This window comes from Rhizobium sp. 9140, assembly GCF_900067135.1.
GTDB lineage: Bacteria > Pseudomonadota > Alphaproteobacteria > Rhizobiales > Rhizobiaceae > Ferranicluibacter.
The window spans coordinates 937,748-954,748 of the sequence record NZ_FJUR01000001.1; the positions used below are offsets into that span (position 1 = coordinate 937,748).

19 protein-coding genes are annotated in these 17,001 nt (G+C 62.9%); 9 read left to right on the plus strand and 10 right to left on the minus strand.

Annotated features, from left to right (window positions below):
- The first annotated feature begins 101 nt into the window (after nt 1-101).
- From rbfA to GA0004734_RS04300, 6 genes are all read left to right on the plus strand, one after another.
- Nucleotides 102-515 carry a 30S ribosome-binding factor RbfA gene (gene rbfA / locus GA0004734_RS04275; RefSeq protein WP_092931470.1) on the plus strand — a complete coding sequence of 138 codons (414 nt, stop codon included), beginning with the start codon at nt 102-104 and terminating at the stop codon, nt 513-515.
- 95 nt (nt 516-610) lie between these two features.
- Nucleotides 611-1,546, plus strand: a complete 936-nt coding sequence (gene truB, locus GA0004734_RS04280) for a tRNA pseudouridine(55) synthase TruB (RefSeq protein WP_092931472.1) — start codon at nt 611-613, stop codon at nt 1,544-1,546.
- Between the two features lie 299 nt (nt 1,547-1,845).
- The gene (locus GA0004734_RS04285; RefSeq protein ID WP_245292336.1) at nt 1,846-3,567 is read left to right on the plus strand and encodes a sensor histidine kinase; all 1,722 of its coding nucleotides are present in this window, start codon (nt 1,846-1,848) and stop codon (nt 3,565-3,567) included.
- Nucleotides 3,568-3,847: 280 nt separating this feature from the next.
- On the plus strand, nt 3,848-4,117 hold the full coding sequence (rpsO, locus tag GA0004734_RS04290) for a 30S ribosomal protein S15 (RefSeq protein ID WP_092931474.1): 270 nt from the start codon (nt 3,848-3,850) through the stop codon (nt 4,115-4,117).
- Nucleotides 4,118-4,411: 294 nt separating this feature from the next.
- Nucleotides 4,412-6,544, plus strand: coding sequence for a polyribonucleotide nucleotidyltransferase (pnp, locus tag GA0004734_RS04295; protein WP_092931476.1), 2,133 nt, complete (start codon nt 4,412-4,414; stop codon nt 6,542-6,544).
- A gap of 171 nt (nt 6,545-6,715) precedes the next feature.
- Nucleotides 6,716-7,732 carry a class I SAM-dependent methyltransferase gene (locus tag GA0004734_RS04300; protein WP_092931478.1) on the plus strand — a complete coding sequence of 339 codons (1,017 nt, stop codon included), beginning with the start codon at nt 6,716-6,718 and terminating at the stop codon, nt 7,730-7,732.
- Nucleotides 7,733-7,847: 115 nt separating this feature from the next.
- On the opposite strand, the gene GA0004734_RS04305 is transcribed toward GA0004734_RS04300, so the two are convergent.
- The 5 genes from GA0004734_RS04305 to fabA all read right to left on the minus strand — a co-directional run bounded on the left by GA0004734_RS04305 (nt 7,848) and on the right by fabA (nt 12,121).
- Nucleotides 7,848-8,090 carry a hypothetical protein gene (locus GA0004734_RS04305; protein ID WP_092931480.1) on the minus strand — a complete coding sequence of 81 codons (243 nt, stop codon included), beginning with the start codon at nt 8,088-8,090 and terminating at the stop codon, nt 7,848-7,850.
- A gap of 69 nt (nt 8,091-8,159) precedes the next feature.
- A complete protein-coding gene (locus GA0004734_RS04310) occupies nt 8,160-9,404 on the minus strand; it encodes a S8 family peptidase (RefSeq protein ID WP_245292337.1) in 1,245 nt (414 codons plus the stop codon).
- A 109-nt stretch (nt 9,405-9,513) separates the two neighbouring features.
- Complete coding sequence (fabI, locus tag GA0004734_RS04315; RefSeq protein ID WP_092931482.1) at nt 9,514-10,320, minus strand: enoyl-ACP reductase FabI; 807 nt, start codon at nt 10,318-10,320, stop codon at nt 9,514-9,516.
- 6 nt (nt 10,321-10,326) lie between these two features.
- The gene (gene fabB / locus GA0004734_RS04320; RefSeq protein ID WP_092931484.1) at nt 10,327-11,550 is read right to left on the minus strand and encodes a beta-ketoacyl-ACP synthase I; all 1,224 of its coding nucleotides are present in this window, start codon (nt 11,548-11,550) and stop codon (nt 10,327-10,329) included.
- A gap of 55 nt (nt 11,551-11,605) precedes the next feature.
- Nucleotides 11,606-12,121, minus strand: a complete 516-nt coding sequence (gene fabA, locus GA0004734_RS04325; protein WP_062595396.1) for a 3-hydroxyacyl-[acyl-carrier-protein] dehydratase FabA — start codon at nt 12,119-12,121, stop codon at nt 11,606-11,608.
- A gap of 305 nt (nt 12,122-12,426) precedes the next feature.
- Here fabA and irrA point away from each other — a divergent pair, with 305 nt between their 5' ends.
- Nucleotides 12,427-12,846: an iron response transcriptional regulator IrrA gene (gene irrA, locus GA0004734_RS04330; RefSeq protein WP_092931486.1), complete on the plus strand. Its 420-nt coding sequence runs from the start codon at nt 12,427-12,429 to the stop codon at nt 12,844-12,846.
- A 29-nt stretch (nt 12,847-12,875) separates the two neighbouring features.
- Here irrA and GA0004734_RS04335 read toward each other — a convergent pair whose 3' ends face one another.
- Both GA0004734_RS04335 and GA0004734_RS04340 read right to left on the minus strand, forming a co-directional pair.
- On the minus strand, nt 12,876-13,511 hold the full coding sequence (locus GA0004734_RS04335) for a trimeric intracellular cation channel family protein (RefSeq protein ID WP_092931488.1): 636 nt from the start codon (nt 13,509-13,511) through the stop codon (nt 12,876-12,878).
- Complete coding sequence (locus GA0004734_RS04340) at nt 13,508-14,308, minus strand: YdcF family protein (RefSeq protein ID WP_092931490.1); 801 nt, start codon at nt 14,306-14,308, stop codon at nt 13,508-13,510. The genes GA0004734_RS04335 and GA0004734_RS04340 overlap by 4 nt, the downstream gene beginning before the upstream one ends.
- A 166-nt stretch (nt 14,309-14,474) precedes the next feature.
- Here GA0004734_RS04340 and GA0004734_RS04345 point away from each other — a divergent pair, with 166 nt between their 5' ends.
- A complete protein-coding gene (locus tag GA0004734_RS04345; RefSeq protein WP_092931492.1) occupies nt 14,475-15,722 on the plus strand; it encodes a TIGR03862 family flavoprotein in 1,248 nt (415 codons plus the stop codon).
- Nucleotides 15,723-15,737: 15 nt separating this feature from the next.
- Here GA0004734_RS04345 and GA0004734_RS04350 read toward each other — a convergent pair whose 3' ends face one another.
- The 3 genes from GA0004734_RS04350 to GA0004734_RS04360 all read right to left on the minus strand — a co-directional run bounded on the left by GA0004734_RS04350 (nt 15,738) and on the right by GA0004734_RS04360 (nt 16,451).
- On the minus strand, nt 15,738-15,926 hold the full coding sequence (locus GA0004734_RS04350) for a hypothetical protein (RefSeq protein WP_092931494.1): 189 nt from the start codon (nt 15,924-15,926) through the stop codon (nt 15,738-15,740).
- 103 nt (nt 15,927-16,029) lie between these two features.
- Nucleotides 16,030-16,188, minus strand: coding sequence for a YqaE/Pmp3 family membrane protein (locus GA0004734_RS04355; protein WP_092935907.1), 159 nt, complete (start codon nt 16,186-16,188; stop codon nt 16,030-16,032).
- Nucleotides 16,189-16,277: 89 nt separating this feature from the next.
- A complete protein-coding gene (locus GA0004734_RS04360; protein ID WP_082477214.1) occupies nt 16,278-16,451 on the minus strand; it encodes a DUF1328 domain-containing protein in 174 nt (57 codons plus the stop codon).
- A gap of 242 nt (nt 16,452-16,693) precedes the next feature.
- Here GA0004734_RS04360 and GA0004734_RS04365 point away from each other — a divergent pair, with 242 nt between their 5' ends.
- Complete coding sequence (locus GA0004734_RS04365; protein ID WP_092931496.1) at nt 16,694-16,876, plus strand: hypothetical protein; 183 nt, start codon at nt 16,694-16,696, stop codon at nt 16,874-16,876.
- The last annotated feature ends 125 nt before the right edge of the window (nt 16,877-17,001 follow it).

The following is a 17,001-nucleotide window of genomic DNA, read 5'->3' on the forward strand; positions in this document are numbered from 1 at the left end:
ATTTGCGGGACTTTTGCGCGCCGAGTCTTGACCTTAAGCCGCGAAAGAGGCATTGCACCGCCTCAATCGCGCCGAGATCGGCGCTCGATATTGGATACACCATGGCCAAATCCACCTCTTCGGGCCGCACCCAGCGCATGCTGCGGGTCGGCGAACAAGTCCGCGCAGCCCTGGTTCAGGTTCTGCAGCGGGGAGAGGTGCGCGATGCGCTGATCGAAAGTACTGTGATCTCGATCTCGGAAGTCCGCATGTCTACCGACCTTAAGGTGGCCACGGCCTATGTGACGCCGCTCGGCGTCGCCGATCACGCCGGCATCGTAGACGCGCTGAACCGGCATGCCAAATTCCTGCGGGGCCGCCTGTCGCCGCATCTGCGCCAGATGAAGTATATGCCGGAAGTGCGCTTTGAGGACGATACGAGCTTCGACAACTACAAGAAGATCGATGATCTCCTGCGTTCGCCCGATGTCGCCCGCGACCTGGGGCCGAGTGACGACGAGGGCGATGAGCGCTAGAGCGCCATCCGTCCTCCATGACGCGATGTGCCTGAACAGGATGCGAGACCTTCGGGTTTCCACGAAACCGACACAAATATTGGAACGACAAGACGATGGGTAAACCGCGCAAACCAAAAGGGCGGCCGGTCTCCGGCTGGCTGATCCTCGACAAACCGCTGGATTTCGGATCGACGGAGGCCGTCTCCAAGATCAAGTGGCTTTTCAAGGCGCAGAAGGCGGGACACGCCGGCACGCTCGATCCGTTGGCCTCCGGCATGCTGCCGATCGCGCTGGGAGATGCCACGAAGACCGTGCCCTACGTGATGGACGGGCGCAAGATCTACGAATTCACCGTCGCCTGGGGCGAAGAGCGCACGACCGACGATCTGGAAGGCGCGGTTGTCCAATCCTCCGAGAGCCGCCCGAGCGAGGAGGACGTCCGCGCCCTCCTGCCGAATTATACTGGCGTCATCGAGCAGGTCCCGCCGCAATTCTCCGCCATCAAGATCGCCGGCGAACGCGCCTACGATCTGGCGCGCGGCGGCGAGGTGCTTGATATTCCGTCGCGCGAAGTGGAGATTTTCCGCCTGTCGCTGCTCGGCTGCACGCCCCATCTCGCGCATTTCGAGATCGAGTGCGGCAAGGGTACCTATGTCCGCTCGCTCGCGCGCGATTTCGGCCGCGATCTCGGCTGCTTCGGTCACATCGCCTCGCTGCGCCGCTCCTTTGTCGCGCCCTTTGCCGAGGAGAAGATGGTGCCGCTGTCGCAACTGACGGCGCTCGAAGCCATCGAGAGCGACGAGGACCGGCTGGCGGCGCTCGACGCGTTCCTGATCGACACGGGTGAGGCCCTGTCGAACCTGCCGCATATCGCCATCAGCGAGGATCAGGCGCACCGCATCCGCATGGGCAACCCGATCATCCTGCGCGGTCGCGATGCGCCGCTCGCCGAAGACGAGGCCTATGCCACCGTTCGCGGCCGGCTGGTGGCCATCGGCGAGATTGGCGAAGGCGAATTCCGTCCCAAACGCGTCTTCAACACCGACTGACCCGGCCCTTCGCCGGCCTTTATCTGGCCCGCACTTTGGCCCGCACCTTTGGCCCGCACTTGGCCCAGACCGTCCGCTTCCGCGCGCACCAAGCCCGTGTCCTTCCAAACAGGGCGCGGGCATGGTGTAGTGGCGTGATTCGGGGCGTCGGCCTTCCCGGCCGGAAACGCCTTCCGGGTGAGGAGCGAGCCGGCGATCGTCGTCCGGAGCGGGGTCGAAAGGCGGCGCCTCCAGCGTGTCCAGACGGAGACGCGGCGCTGCGGGGGCGAGGGATCTTGGGTGTTGGGCTGAACAGAGGCTTGCGCCAACGAACCATCAGCGGGCTTTCGGGCCTGCGCAAACGCCTGCGCCGTCCTCTGGCCTTCTATCTCGCCGCCTTGCTGCTGGTGGCGATCATCCCGTCCTTCCTCTTTTCCATGGTGGTGCTGAAGCGCAGCATGGACGATCAGGAGCGCGTGGTCACCGCACTTCTGAAAGCCTCGACCGGCTCGGTGACGCGCGCCGTGGAGCGCGAGGTCGACGGCATGCTGACCACGCTGCGCGTGCTCGCCGCCACCCGGTCGCTCGAAAACGACGATCTCGGCGCCTTCTACCGGCGCGCCTCTTCGGCGCTTGCCGGCACGGGCATGAACCTCCTGATTATCGACCGCAGCTACCAGCAGTTGCTCAACACGCGCATTCCCTTCGGCCAGCCGCTCGGCCGCGCGTCCGATCCGGTCTCGGTCGATCAGGCGTTTCGAAGCGGCGTGCCCCTCGTCTCGCCGGTGTTCTTCGGGCGCACGGCGCAAACGTGGGTGTTCAACGTCTACCTCCCCGTCTTCTCGGCCGACCGGCGCGGCGACTATCTGATGACGCTGACGCGCGATGCGGTGTCGCTGGAGCGCTCGATCGGTCGTGATGTGCTGTCACCCGGCTGGAACGCCGCGATCATCGACGGGGCCGGCGATGTCGTGGCCGCCTCGGATCCGAAGGTCGAGCCCGGCAACCCGTTCTTCATGTCCATCGTGCCCTCCTTGCGTGTCGGCGTGGGCGAAGCGGACGAGGGTGGCACCCGCTACCGAACCGTCACGGAGTTCTCCGTGCTCAGCGGCTGGAAGATCGTCGCCTGGGCCAAAGCTTCCGATGTCGAAGCGGCCGCGCGTCGCTCCTATGCCTGGCTGGCCGGCGGTGCGCTGGTGTTCGCCGCCATTGCGCTTGGCATTTCGCTCGCCATCGCGCGTATGATGAGCCGGGGCGTGCGCCTGCTGGCGGACGACGCCCGCAGGCTCGGGCAGGGCAAGCCGGTCGCCCTGCGTCCGCATATGGTGGAGGAGGTGACGATCGTCTCGACCGCCCTTTCGGAAGCCGCGGAAGAACGGGCGCGGGCCGAGGCGGAAATCCGCTTCCTGATGCGCGAGGTGGCGCACCGTTCCAAGAACCAGTTGAGCGTCATCCAGTCCATGCTGAGCCAGTCCATGCCCAGCCAGTCTGGCGCATCGCCGGAAAGCCGGCAGGATTTCGTGGAAAGCTTCCGCCGCCGCGTCGCAGGCCTTGCACGTTCCACCGACCTGATGATCGCGAATGCGGCGCAGGGCATCGACATGGACGAGCTGGCGCACAATCAACTGCAGCCCTTCATCCCCGATGACGGCGATCGTTTCCACATCTCCGGCCCGCCGGTGCGGCTCGATACGCAGGTGTCGCAGACGCTGGGAATGGCGCTGCACGAGCTTGCCACCAACGCCACAAAATACGGCGCCCTCGCCAATGCGTACGGCCGGGTCGATCTCTTCTGGACCCTTGAGGAGGGTACGTTCCGCCTCGTCTGGCGCGAGAGCCTCGCCGACCTGACGCCGGAGATGCGGGCGCCCGGCCGCAAGGGCTTCGGCACGCTCGTGCTGGAGCGCATGCTCGGCATGTCGCTCGACGCGCGGCTGCAGCGGCTGATGCACGAGGACGGTATCGAGTGGCGGGTGGAGATCGACAGCGCCCGGCTGAACACGCCCGCACCCGGCGGCGGCAAGGACGCGGCGGCAGAGTAGGGCAGGGACACGCCCGGCCCGGCTGTCCTCGGGCCGGCTGTCCTCGGGCCGGCTGTCCTCGGGCGGGCTGTCCTCGGGCGGGCTGTCCTCGGGCGGGCTGTCCTTGGGCCGGCTGTCCTTGGGAATGCGGCTCTTTCCTTTCTGTCACGAATGCTTTATAGGCACCGCCAGCATAAGAACGGGCTTTAACGTGCCCGTCTCCTTCTGCCTTCAAGGCCGCAGCTAGACGACATCCCGGCTGCCGGCGACCCGCAATCCTTAAAATCGAAAGGATCACACGATGTCGATCACTGCAGAACGCAAGACCCAGCTCATCAAGGAATACGCAACCGCCGAAGGCGACACCGGTTCTCCGGAAGTCCAGGTGGCTATCCTGACCGAGCGGATCAACAACCTGACCGAACACTTCAAGGGCCACAAGAAGGACAACCACTCGCGTCGTGGCCTTCTCGCCATGGTTTCGAGCCGTCGTTCGCTTCTTGACTACCTCAAGAAGAAGGAAGAGGCCCGCTACACCAAGCTGATCACTTCCCTCGGCATCCGCCGTTAAGATCGTTCCCGGCGGGCGGCGTCTTCAGACGCTCGCCCGCCGGCCTCTTTTTACGGATGCGGTTTCCGCATCTCGACTGAAAGTCCACGAGCAGGCCGGACGTGCCGGACTGCAGAGCAACAGATGACCTGTCATGGGGCAGGATTGCAGGATGCTTCGGAGCCTCTTCAGGCTTCGTGAACCCGGAAGCCTCCCGTTGTCTTGCCCGTGATGCGTCGACCACGCAGGGCCGCCCGCGCCGTTCTTTACAAAGGCCTGCGGCGCGGCCTTGCCGCACAAATGTTAGGACAAGATATGTTCGATACCCATAGCGTCGAAATCGAATGGGCAGGCCGCCCGCTGAAGCTGGAAACGGGCAAGATCGCCCGCCAGGCCGACGGCGCCGTTCTCGCCACCTACGGCGAAACCGTCGTTCTCGCCACCGTCGTTTCGGCCAAGTCGCCCAAGCCCGGCCAGGATTTCTTCCCGCTGACCGTCAACTACCAGGAAAAGACCTATGCCGCCGGCAAGATTCCGGGTGGCTACTTCAAGCGCGAAGGTCGTCCAAGCGAGAAGGAAACGCTGGTTTCCCGCCTGATCGACCGTCCGATCCGCCCGCTCTTCCCGGAAGGCTACAAGAACGACACCCAGGTCGTCGTCACCGTCGTCCAGCACGACCTTGAAAACGATCCGGACGTGCTGTCGATGGTTGCAGCCTCGGCTGCGCTGACGCTCTCCGGCATCCCCTTCATGGGTCCGGTCGGCGGCGCGCGCGTCGGCTACATCAATGGCGAATACGTCCTGAACCCGCATCTCGACGAGATGGACGAATCGGTTCTCGACCTCGTCGTCGCCGGCACGCAGGACGCCGTCCTGATGGTCGAGTCCGAAGCCAAGGAACTGAACGAAGAGATCATGCTCGGCGCCGTCATGTTCGGCCACAAGGGCTTCCAGCCGGTCATCGACGCGATCATCAAGCTTGCCGAAGTGGCCGCCAAGGAACCGCGCGATTTCACGCCGGAAGATCATTCCGCCCTCGAAGCCGAAATGCTTCAGCATTTCGAAGCCGAGCTGCGCACCGCCTACAAGAACACCCAGAAGGCAGAGCGCTACGCAGCTGTCGATGCCGTCAAGGCCAAGGTGAAGGCACACTTCTTCCCGGAAGGCGCTGAGCCCAAGTACACGAGCGAAGTCATCGGTGCCGTCTTCAAGCACCTGCAGGCCAAGATCGTTCGCTGGAACATCCTCGACACCAAGAGCCGTATCGACGGCCGCGATCTCGACACGGTCCGCAAGATCGTCTCGGAAGTCGGCATCCTGCCGCGCACCCACGGCTCGGCGCTCTTCACCCGCGGCGAAACGCAGGCGATCGTCGTCGCCACGCTCGGCACCGGCGAAGACGAACAGTACGTCGACAGCCTGACGGGCATGTACAAGGAGCGCTTCCTGCTCCATTACAACTTCCCGCCCTACTCGGTTGGCGAGACGGGCCGCATGGGCTCCCCGGGCCGTCGCGAAATCGGCCACGGCAAGCTCGCATGGCGCGCCATCCGTCCGATGCTCCCGAGCCCGGACCAGTTCCCCTACACGCTGCGCGTCGTCTCCGAGATCACCGAATCGAACGGCTCGTCCTCGATGGCCACCGTTTGCGGCACCTCGCTGGCACTGATGGATGCGGGCGTTCCGCTGACAAAGCCGGTCGCCGGCATCGCCATGGGCCTGATCCTCGAAGGCGACCGTTTCGCGGTTCTCTCCGACATCCTGGGTGACGAAGACCACCTCGGCGACATGGACTTCAAGGTTGCAGGCACGGACGCCGGCATCACCTCGCTGCAGATGGACATCAAGATCGCCGGTATCACCGAAGAGATCATGAAGGTCGCGCTCAGCCAGGCACAGGGCGGCCGCAAGCACATCCTCAACGAGATGGCCAACGCCATCACCGAAGGCCGCAGCCAGCTCGGCGAATTCGCACCGCGCATCGAAGTCATGCAGATCCCGGTCGACAAGATCCGGGAAGTTATCGGCTCCGGCGGCAAGGTCATCCGCGAAATCGTCGAGAAGACCGGCGCCAAGGTCAACATCGAAGACGACGGCACGATCAAGATCGCATCCTCTTCCGGCAAGGAAATCGAAGCGGCCCGCAAGTGGATCCACTCGATCGTCGCAGAACCGGAAGTCGGCCAGATCTACGAAGGCACCGTTGTGAAGACCGCCGACTTCGGCGCCTTCGTCAACTTCTTCGGCCCGCGTGACGGCCTCGTGCATATCTCGCAGCTCGCCTCCGACCGCGTTGCCAAGACCTCCGACGTCGTCAAGGAAGGCGACAAGGTCTGGGTCAAGCTGATGGGCTTCGACGAGCGCGGCAAGGTGCGCCTGTCCATGAAGGTCGTCGATCAGGCGACTGGCAAGGAAGTCAGCGAAAAGGGTGGCGAAGCCGCCGAATAAGGCGAACCGCCGAACTTTGACAGGAAGGGCGCGGGGCGTTGATCGCTCCGCGCCCTTCTTGCATGATCACGAAAGCGGCCCCTTGGCCGCGACAAGAAGAACACCGCTGGTATCCCGATGAGATCCGGCACGACGGGCAGCCGCAAGAGGCCGCCGAAGAGGCAAGACGCAATGACGAGCGACAAGGTCAAGACCCTGTTTCATCCCTTCGACAGCGGCGTGCTGTCGCCGCCGGGCGAAGGCGAACGCGTCCTCTTCCTGGCCGCCGAAACCGGCTACCGGCTGCCGGAAGGCTTCGATGCGGACCTCGTCTGCGTCCAGCCGAACCGCCCCGCCTACCGCGCGCTGGTGTCTGCCGGCGCCACCGTCACCCCCTTCGTCGAGGGCGACGATTATGCTGCAACGCTGATCCTCTGCGGCAAGCACCGCGGCGAGAACGAGAACCGTATTGCCGAGGCGCTGAAGCGCACCCGCATCGGCGGCGTCATCGTCGTTGCCGGCACCAAGGAAGACGGTATCCAGTCGCTGCGCAAGCGCATCGGTGCGCTGGAGTGGGGCGGCGACAGCATGCCGAAATATCACGGCGTCGCCTTCTGGTTCGCGCGTCCCGAGGACCCGGCAGCCGAAATCGAACGCTTCGCATCCACCTCGGTTCGCGTCGAGGGTCGGTTCGATGCCGCCCCCGGCATGTTCTCGCACGACCGGATCGACGGCGCCTCGGAACTGCTGGCCTCGCGCCTGCCGACGGACTTCGCCGGCCACGCCGCCGATTTCGGCGCCGGCTGGGGCTACCTCTCGGTGATGCTCGCCGAACGCGCGCCCGGCGTCAAAGGCATCGACCTGTTTGAGGCCGACTATCACGCGCTGGAGGCGGCCCGTGGCAATCTGAAGGCCAATGCGCCGAAGGTGCCCACACGCTTCCACTGGCAGGACCTGACGCAGGAAACACCGCGCGATCATTACGACCTCGTCGTCATGAACCCGCCCTTCCACGAGACCCAGGCCGCCGATCCTGCCTTGGGAGCCGCCATGATCGCCATGGCCGCCAAGTCGCTGAAAGCCGGCGGTCGCCTCATGCTCGTCGCCAACCGCGGCCTTCCCTACGAGCCGACGATGAACGCAGCCTTCAAGGAATGGGGCGAAACCTGCCGGAATGCGCGGTTCAAGGTGCTGTGGGGCCGGAAGTAGGCCTGATTCGGGTCGCATCTATCATGCAAAAGGCGCCGCGAGATGATCGCGGCGCCTTTTGCCATTCAATTTCGCAATTGGCTGTCGGCATCGATCACGAGGCCCTGCAAATCTGTTACTGCGGTACGGCGCTTGAGAATGGCGGCAATTGAACATCCATCGACAGGCGCACCTCCTCGATACCCTCCATCTTCCTGATGCGGGAGGCCACAGTCTCTTCCGCCTCGCCGTAAATCGCGCCGATATCCGGCATGACAGACATGACGATGAATCCCTGGCTGGACATCGTGTCTGCAATCGCTCGGGTGGCATCTATGTGATGATCGTCGACCACGACGGCATAGCTAAGCTTGCTCATAGTCTACCTCTTCTGCATCTGATGTGCATATGTGACACAATAAGTAGGAATATGGGTAGCGAAATCAACTCACGGCGCAGGTGGCGCCGCTACGAGCCCCGCTCCTACATCCCTGACATTATACGGCAGCTTTCGTGAATGAGCTTTTAAAGCGTTCCAGAGCGCTCTTCCGCGCAGGCTTGGATCGCTCTCGGCCCATAATGCTGCCACGCCCGCTGCATGGGGACATGCCATGCTCGTGCCGCTGTTGGTGGTGTAGAGACGGGGACGCGGAACGCTCGAAAAGATGTTCACGCCCGGTGCAACGAGATCGAGTTCGCCACCATCCGGATTGATCCCGCCGTTCGAGAAGCTGGCAGGCTTGTAAAGCGGGTCGACCGCGCCGACCGCAAGAATTGACGGAACATTGGCCGGCCAGCCGACCGGCGCGATGGCATTGAAGGTCCGGTTGCTCTCGTTTCCTGCCGCAGCCATGATCAGGCAGCTATTGTCGAGCGCTATCTTTGCGAGTCTCTCATGGGCGCGACTGTAGGAGGCGCCAGGTTGAACCGGACTTCCCAAAGACATCGAAATGATCTCACACCGCTGTTCGATGGCCCAACGGATGCCCGTAATGATGTCACGCTCCGCACCGAAACCACGATTATTCAGAACCTTCCCGATATAAAGGGAGGCATCCGGCGCCACGCCGTATCGCGGGACGCCCGGGGAGCGGGCTCGTCCGGCTGCCGTCCCGGCACAGTGCGTTCCGTGCCCCTGGGCGTCCATGATATCTTCGCCGTTTACGAAAGAGCGCGTGACGATCGACCGTCCCTTGAAGTCTGGATGGTCAAGGTCAATCCCGGTGTCCAGAATGGCAATGCGAATGCCAAGCCCGGTGTAGGGCGACTCCCATGCTTTCGTTGCGCCCACACCCCATGTGTGTTCCGTCGTGTCCCGATACTCTTGCTGGGAGAAGAGAAAGAATTCCGGACGTGCTTCGAGGACAATATCATCCCTTAGCAGTTCAGCCATGACGCCAGCAGACCGACCAGACCTGGCCGGGGTAAAGAGGGCAACGCCGATATCTTCAAAAAGGAGGGTATGTTCACCTTTGATCGAGCGGGAACCTTCGAAAGACGGGATAATATGAACCTGAGATTGTGTACGCGCTGTCAGGAGATCGACGCTTTCTCCGACAGAGGCCCCGTCATCAAGGGTGACGAGAATCGACCCCGTCAGGCGAGGCAGCAGGCTGTCCAGCAGAGGCCCGCTGTCTGCCAGGACACCGTCTTCTGACCCGACCTTACCGCTATGTCCGTTTCCGATAACCATGAATTCCCCCTGCGCTGAACCAGCGTGAGAGACTACAAGTTAAATTTCAGGTTGCAATAAACCGCTCCTGCCGAAACGGCTACCTGGAACTGCAGCGGGTTGTATCGGGTCACTCCCCGTCAGCGTTCCGCAACGTTTCCAGCACCGGCATCGACGTGATGTTGTAGCCGGAATCCACATAGTGGATCTCTCCCGTCACGCCGGAGGCGAGGTCGGAGAGGAGGTAGAGAGCGGAATTGCCGACGTCGTCGATGGTGACGGTGCGGCGCAGCGGCGCGTTCTTCTGGTTCCAGGAGAGCATGGCGCGCGCGTCGGAGATGCCGGCGCCGGCCAGGGTGCGGATGGGGCCGGCGGAGATTGCGTTGACGCGGATGCCACGGGGGCCGTAATCGGCGGCAAGATAGCGCACGGAGGCTTCAAGAGCGGCCTTGGCAACACCCATCACGTTGTAGTTCGGCATCACGCGAACCGAGCCGCCATAGGTCAGGGTCAGCATGGAGCCGCCCTCCGTCATCATCTCGGCCGCGCGGCGCGCGATCTCGGTGAAGGAGAAGCAGGAGATGACCATGGTCCGGCTGAAATTGTCGCGGCTCGTATCGGCGTAGAGGCCCTTCAACTCGTTCTTGTCGGAAAAGCCGATGGCGTGGACGATGAAATCCAGGCTGCCCCAGCGCTCTTTCAGTGTCTCGATGACGGTGTCGACGGAGGCGAGGTCCTCGACGTCGCAGGGCAGCAGCAGGTCGGAGTCCAGCTGTGCCGCCAGAGGCTTCACGCGCTTGCCGAGCGCCTCGCCCTGATAGGTGAAGGCAAGCTCCGCACCTTCGCGCGAAAGCGCCTGGGAGATGCCCCAGGCGATAGAATGGCTGTTGGCAACGCCCATGATGAGCCCGCGCTTGCTCGACATCAGACCGGTCATGGCGACTTACCCGTTATAACGCTGGAAAACGAGCGTGGCATTGGTGCCGCCGAAGCCGAAGGAGTTCGAGAGCACGGTGTCGATCTTCGCATCGTCGATGCGCTTGCGAACGATCGGGACGCCGTCGAATTCCGGATCGATTTCGGTGATATGCGCGCTCTCGCCGATGAAGCGTTCCTGCATCATGAGCAGCGCATAGATCGATTCCTGAACGCCGGCAGCACCCAGCGAGTGGCCCGTCAGCGACTTGGTCGACTGGACCGGCGGGATCTTCGCCCCGAAGACCTCGCGGATGGCGCCGATTTCCTTGCTGTCGCCGACCGGCGTCGAGGTGCCGTGCGTATTGATGTAGTCGATTTCCGTCTTCACGGTGGCCATCGCCTGCCGCATGCAGCGGATGGCGCCTTCGCCCGAGGGAGCAACCATGTCGTAGCCGTCGGAGGTGGCGCCGTAGCCGGTCAGCTCGGCATAGATCTTCGCGCCACGGGCCTTGGCGTGTTCCAGCTCTTCGAGCACCAGCACGCCGGCGCCGCCGGCGATGACGAAGCCGTCGCGGGAAACGTCATAGGCGCGCGAGGCGGTCGCGGGCGTGTCGTTGAACTTCGAGGACATGGCGCCCATTGCGTCGAACAGGTTCGACATGGTCCAGTCGAGATCCTCGTGGCCGCCGGCGAACATGATGTCCTGCTTGCCCCACTGGATCATTTCCGCGGCATTGCCGATGCAATGCGCCGAAGTCGAACAGGCCGACGAGATCGAGTAATTGACGCCGTGGATCTTGAACCAGGTGGCCAGCGTCGCCGACGCGGTCGAGGACATGGCCTTGGGCACCGCGAACGGGCCGATGCGCTTCGGGCTGTTGTTCTTGCGGGTGATGTCGGCGGCTTCGATCAGCGTCCGGGTGGACGGTCCGCCCGAGCCCATGATGATGCCGGTCCGCTCGTTGCCGGAGATGTCGCTGTCCTCGAGGCCGGAATCGGCGATCGCCTGCTTCATCGCCACATGGTTCCAGGCCCCGCCCTGCGACAGGAAACGCGCCGCGCGCCGATCGACCAGATCCGTCGTGTCGAGGTCGGGAGAGCCCCAGACCTGGCAACGGAACCCGTGCTCGGCAAAATCGCTGGAAAAGCTGATACCGGAGCGCGCATCGCGCAGCGAAGCCGTAACTGCTTCGGCGTCGTTCCCGATGGAGGAAACGATACCAAGACCCGTGACAACAACCCGTCTCATCTCGATGACCTTTTCTTGAAGTGAACTGGAAAAAGCGCCTGCGATCCGTCAAGGATCAGGCGGCCTTCTCCTTCGACAGGCCGACGCGAAGATCCGTTGCCTGGTAGATGGTTTCGCCGTCGGCCTTCAGCCAGCCGTCCGCGATGCCGAGCACCAGCCGGCCGCGCATCACGCGCTTGAAGTCGATGCCATATTCTAGCAGCTTGGTATCGGGAAGAACCATGCCCTTGAACTTGACCTCGCCGGTGGACAGAGCCATGCCGCGGCCCGGCTCGCCGAGCCAGCCGAGGAAGAAGCCCGTCAGCTGCCACATGCCGTCAAGGCCAAGGCAGCCGGGCATGATGGGATTGCCGGGGAAGTGGCAGGGGAAATACCAGTCGTCCGGCTTTACGTCATACGCGGCGCGGATATAGCCCTTGTCGAAGGTGCCACCCGTTTCGGAAATGTCCGTGATGCGATGGACCATCAGCATCGGCGGAAGCGGCAACTGCGCATTGCCGGGGCCGAACAGTTCGCCCCGCGCGCAACGCAGGATGTCGTCGTAGCCGTAGCTGGATTGTCTGGTCGTCATGAACCTCTGGTGTCTCCGCCAAGATGTCTTTGGTTAGCCCGGTTGCGAACCAGGTCTTGCTTTTGCCGAGCCGCTCGACCCGTCGTTCTCTCGCCGTCCGGGACATGCCGGCTTTGGCCTATATCCGCAGTCGCATAGCGCATGATACCGAAAACAACCAGTAGCAATTGCCATATCGTCATTTTTTCGCGGCCTTTTATCCTCCGGGGCGGGTCAGGCACCTTTATGTGTATTGAAAGGCCGGCCGACCAAAGTTATATCGACACGATGACTCCACTTAACAAGAGCCGCCCGGACAAGTCTGCATGACGATGGAAACAGAGATGAGGCCTGACGACCGTTTGCGCCGCTTCGGCCTCAGGCCGACGCGTCAGCGCATGGCGCTGGCCGATCTCCTGTTCGCCAAGGGCGACCGTCACCTGACGGTCGAGGAGTTGCACGAGGAGGCTGTGACTGTCGGCGTGCCCGTGTCGCTGGCCACCGTCTACAATACGCTGCACCAGTTTACCGAGGCAGGCATGATCCGCGTTCTCTCGGTCGAGGGTGCAAGGACCTATTTCGACACCAATGTTTCCGATCACCACCACTTCTTCGTGGAGGGTGCGAACGAGGTGCTCGATATCCCTGTTAACAACATCACCATCGGCAATCTCCCCGAGCCGCCCGAAGGCATGGAGATCTCCCATGTCGACGTGGTCATCCGGCTGAAGCCGAAGCAGCGCTGACACGTCGTTTCCCCGTCAGGTTTCCCCTCTCAGAGCACATCGTCAGGGTCTCGGCCCGGGCCGGCCTTGCCTGTCGGTAGCGTCCAGCCGAATTTCAGCGCCCCGCCCCGCACGATGAAGGCAGAGACGATGCCGAGCGCGGATGCGGCGATCAGCGGCAGGCCGGCAAGCGTTGCGAGCGTGAACACGGCAGAGCCCGTCAATGCCGCCGTCACATAGATTTCCGGACGCAGAAGCACAGAGGGTTCGCCCGCGAGAAGATCGCGCAGGATGCCGCCGAAGGTCGCCGTCAGCATGCCCGTGACCAGAGCGACGACGGGTGAACCCGTGGCCGACAGCCCTTTGGCGGCACCCATGACGCAATAGGCTGACAGCCCGATGGCATCAAGCCAGACGAGCGCGCGATAGCGCGAATCAAGCCGGTGTGAGGACAGGAACAGGATGACGCCAACGCTGGCGCAGATGACGATATAGAGCGGGTTCTTCACCCAGAAGACGGGCGTCGCCCCCAGAACAACGTCCCGCAACGTACCTCCACCGATGCCGGTGATGGAGGCGAGGAAGATGTAGCCGATGATATCGAGCTGCTTGCGCGAGGCGGACAGCGCGCCGGTGGCGGCGAAGACGGCAACGCCGGCATAATCGAGAAGATCGAGAACGCTCATGGGCTTTCCACCGAGGGGAAGAGCGCAGAAGTGCGGCCTGTGAAGGAATAGGCGGCAAGGCCGATCCACTCGCGCACGGCCGTTGTCGTCAGCTGCGCATTGAGCGCCGGCTGGCTGAAGTCGAAGCCGGGGCGCGCCTTGCCCGTCGTCCGGTAATCCGTCGGCCATGGCGTGACGGGTATGCCGAGTTTGCGGAAGAGCCCGATGGCACGAGGCATGTGGAAGGCCGACGTGATCAGCAGGCAGTTCGACAGTCCGTTTTGCGACAGTAGCGCCTGCGTGTTCGCCGCGTTTTCGAATGTCGTGCGCGATGCGTCCTCGCGGATCAGGCGCTCGACGGGCACGCCGAAGAGCGGAAAGAACCGTTCGGCCGCCTCTGCATCGCCATCATAGGTGCCGCTGAGCGAGCCGTCGCCGCCCGAAATGAGAATGCGCGCTGTGGGCACGAGGCGGGCGATGCGCAATGCCTCGACGAAGCGGTCGGCCGCCTGGTTGAACTCGATCCCGCCGCGCGTCGACATCACTTCGTTTTCGAAAGCGCCGCCGAGGACGATCATGCAGGAGAGATCGGCGGGGAGGGCAGGCGGGCGCGGAAACCGGTCTTCCAGCCGCTGCAAGAGCACGCTGCCCGTCGTCGTGAACAGAGCCACGAAGAGGAGAAGCGCCGCAAGGCCCGAGAACAGAAATCCGAGCCGCTGATAGCCGGTGACGACGGCGACGAACCCGGAGAGCACGAGCGCAAAGGCGAGCGACAGGGGCTGGGCGAGCAGCCAGAAGATCTTGGAGACGAGAAACATGGATGTGCGCACGCAAGGTTTGGATATCGATGAACGACCATAGACGTCCGCCTTGCCCGGAGGCAACCGGGCGCGATATTGCGCGTGCGGCGATGACGGCGGCGTGATCGCCGCGTCTCGGTCTCCCCGGCTTGCCCCGAGGCGCACTTTGCCGCATGAACGAACCATGACGACAGCGGACAGCACAGAAAAGACGATCGCGATCATCGGCGGCGGACCGGCGGGTCTGGCGGCGGCCGAAGTCCTGTCGGAAACGCATCATCGGGTCACGGTCTACGACGCCATGCCGACGATCGGCCGGAAGTTCCTGCTTGCCGGCAAGTCCGGCCTCAACCTGACGCATGCCGAGCCCTACGACGCTTTTGCCGGCCGCTTCGGCGCAGCCAATGACAGGCTTCGGCCGGCGCTTGATGCCTTCTCCCCGGAAGCCGTGCAGCGATGGGCGGAAGGTCTTGGGGTCGAGACGTTCGTCGGCTCGTCCGGGCGGGTGTTTCCCAAAGCCATGAAGGCATCGCCCCTGCTGCGCGCATGGCGCCAGCGACTGGAGACGCGTGGTGTTATCATCCAGACCCGCTGGCGCTGGATCGGCTTTGGCGATGGTCGTGATAACGAGGAGTTCGTGTTCGAAACGCCGGAGGGCATCCGGACGATTACCAGCGATGCGACCGTGCTGGCGCTGGGCGGCGCAAGCTGGCCGCGGCTCGGATCCGACGCGCGGTGGGTGCCGATGCTGGAAGCAAGGGGGATTGCCGTTGCGCCGTTCCGTCCGGCCAATTGCGGCTTCGATGTCGCCTGGAGCGAGGATTTTACAACGCGGTTTGCAGGGACCCCGGTGAAGTCGGTCGTGGCAACGTCGGAGGGTGGCCGCACACAAGGCGAGTTCGTCATCACGCGTCACGGGATCGAGGGAAGCCTCGTCTATAGCCACGCGGCGGCGCGGCGGGACAGGCTGGAGGCGGAAGGGCAGGCTGATTTCTGTCTCGATCTCCTGCCGGGCCGCTCGCTGGAGGCTTTGACATCGGCGCTGGAGGCGGCACCCCGAAAGGCGAGCTTCAGCAATCGTCTGCGCAAGGCTGCACGGATCGACGGGGTGAAGCTGGCCTTGCTGCGGGAAGTCGTTCGCGATGCAGATCGTTTGCCGGCGAAAGATTTGGCTCCAGCTTTGAAAAGGCTGCGTATCCCCCTGGATCGCCCAAGGCCAATCGCGGAGGCGATCTCGTCTGCCGGCGGCATCCCGCTGGCCGCGATCGACGCTGCCGGAATGATCCGGCAGATGCCTGGCGTTTTCGTCGCGGGCGAAATGGTGGATTGGGAGGCGCCGACCGGCGGATATCTGCTGACAGCCTGTCTGGCCACGGGACGGTCTGCGGCGTCAGGTCTGTTGGATTGGCTTGCCGACAGGGACAGGGTTTAGCGGAACGGGCAGGGTTTAGCGAAAAACCGGCGCCCGCGTGGCGTTCGTCAGCAATTCCTGTTCCGTCGCGAACTGCCCGAACAACCGTGTGAGACGGATCTTCTCGTCATCGCCCAGCCGATAGCGCCGACAGAAATCGTCCACACTGCGCACCCGGCGCAACGGGCTGTTTTCCACTTTGGCAACATCGATATGCTCGCTCACGATCTATCCCCTTTGATTGGTGGATAGCGAACCATCCGCGACGAAAAAGGTTCCATCGCGGATGCATTTTTGTGGCAGTGATCCGAGAGATCGGACGCTTGTCTTACTTCTTCAGAATAACCCAGATGGCGTGGATGATGCCGGGGATATAACCGAAGATCGTGAGAAGGATGTTCAGCCAGAAATGCAAGCCGATGCCGACCTGAAGAAATACGCCCACGGGCGGCACGAGAATGGCAAGCAGAATTCGGACGACGTCCATGACGGTTTCTTTCTTGAAAACTGTGATCATCAAACGGACGGGCGGCCGGAAGGTTCAATTTCCAGCCGGCCCGGCGTCAGCGGTGAGGTTCAGAGAACGGCGCTACCTGCCATAAAGGCGAGGACCACGAAGATCAGGAAGACGACAACGGCAATGGCAAACAGCACGCGTGCGATCGTCGCTGTCGCAGCGGAAACGCCGGAGAAGCCGAGAAAGCCGGTGACGAGGGAAACGACGAAGAAGATCAGCGCCCACTTGAGCATGGTGGTTCCTTTACGAACGGGTTCGCCTGCAAACGCGTTCGTCCCATATTTGTTCCTGATAGCGGTCTGGGGATTGCCGGGCACATCTCCGATGCGGGGGCTAAAGCCTATGGTTGTTCCTGCTTATGAGGCATATATAAAATTGTCCAATTTCGTACGGTTGGCCCCTGCTTTAAAATAGTTGAATGACCCGACGCGCATCGAGGAGGAAAACGCTCGTCTAGATAAGACGGAGACCCTCTATGATCGAAGAGAAGAAAAAACGCCGTCCGAAAGCGGGGCCGGCGCTCGGGAATATCGATGAAACCAAGGTGGTTGCGCAGGCGATCATCGAGACGCAGCTAAACGCTGCCCGTGAGAAAACGGAGCGCTTGAAACGGCTTCGCCAGCAGCGGGAAGCGCAGCAGGACGAGGCTGCTCGCTGAGCGGCCTTCCTAGATCGAAACACGCCGTTTTTCCGCAGTAGGGACGTCGATTTTGCGGTGAGGCGATCGCTGGCCGGATGGGTGGGAAGCTCGTCTGCCGTTTCGTTGGCCATAGGAAGAAAGCG